This window comes from Spirillospora albida (genome assembly GCF_000718255.1).
GTDB classification, from domain to species: domain Bacteria; phylum Actinomycetota; class Actinomycetes; order Streptosporangiales; family Streptosporangiaceae; genus Spirillospora; species Spirillospora albida.
Map to the genome: position 1 here is coordinate 1 of NZ_JOFJ01000063.1, position 997 is coordinate 997.

General features: G+C 66.4%; 1 protein-coding gene and 1 pseudogene. Both read right to left on the bottom strand.

Annotated features, from left to right (window positions below):
• A partial coding sequence (locus IE99_RS0128515) for a flagellin N-terminal helical domain-containing protein (protein WP_281176598.1) occupies positions 1–471 on the bottom strand: 471 nt, incomplete at its 3' end.
• Positions 472–853: 382 nt separating this feature from the next.
• A pseudogene (locus IE99_RS33795) lies at positions 854–997 on the bottom strand (flagellin N-terminal helical domain-containing protein); the annotation flags it as partial.

Genomic DNA, 997 nt, shown 5'->3' on the forward strand with positions numbered 1-997 from the left:
AGCCGACAGGTTCTCGATCGACACGTTCAGGTTGTTGATCGTGTGCTCGAACCGGTTCTGCGTCGCACCCAGCTGCGCACGCACATCCGACACCTTCGAAATCGCCGTGTCCAGCGACTCGATCGCGGCCTGGGACGCGGTGACGTTCTCGGCGATCCGGGCGGCCGCGGTGCCGCCGGCCGGGGTGGAGTCGACCAGCTCGGCGGTGCCGACCAGGCCGGTCCCGGTCAGGTCGCCGACCCCCGCGGTGGTGAGGTTGATGCTGATGCGCTCGTTGGCGTCGTCGCCGTTGGAGCCGACCTGGAAGGTGCCGTTGTAGTTGCCGTCCAGGAGCTTCTGGCTGCCGAAGGAGGTGGTCTGGGCGATTCGGGTGAGCTCGGTCTTGAGCTCGCCGAACTCCTTGTTCGCCGCCTTCTGGGACTGCTCGTCCTGGGAGCCGCCGTTGGCGGACTGGACGGCCAGGTCACGCATACGCTGCAGGATCGAGTGCGTCTCGGTGAGAGCGCCTTCAGCCGTCCATCGGCGGTGTCTTAGCCGAGGAGCTTGAGGACCGACTGGGGTCCCTGGTTGGCCTGGGCCAGCATGGAGGTGCCGGCCTGGGACAGGATCTGGCTGCGGGTATCAGCGAGGTGTAGGCGACGTCGTCCGCGTTACCGACGATGGTGTCGACACCGGCGTTGTCGCCGAGGAGGCCCACGCCGGTCAGGTTTCCGACGGTCGCCGTGGACAGGTCGATGCTGATGCGCTCGTTGGCGTCGTTGCCGTTGGAGCCGACCTGGAAGGTGCCGTTGTAGGTACCGTCCAGCAGCTTCTGGCTGCCGAAGGACGTGGTGTTGGCGATTCGGGTGAGTTCCTTCTTCAGCTCCTGGAACTCCTTGTCGGCGGCCTTCTGCGAGCTCTGGTCCTGGGAGCCGCCGTTGGCGGACTGAACGGCCAGGTCACGCATACGCTGCAGGATCGAGTGCGTCTCGGTGAGAGCGCCTTCAGCCGTCTGCGC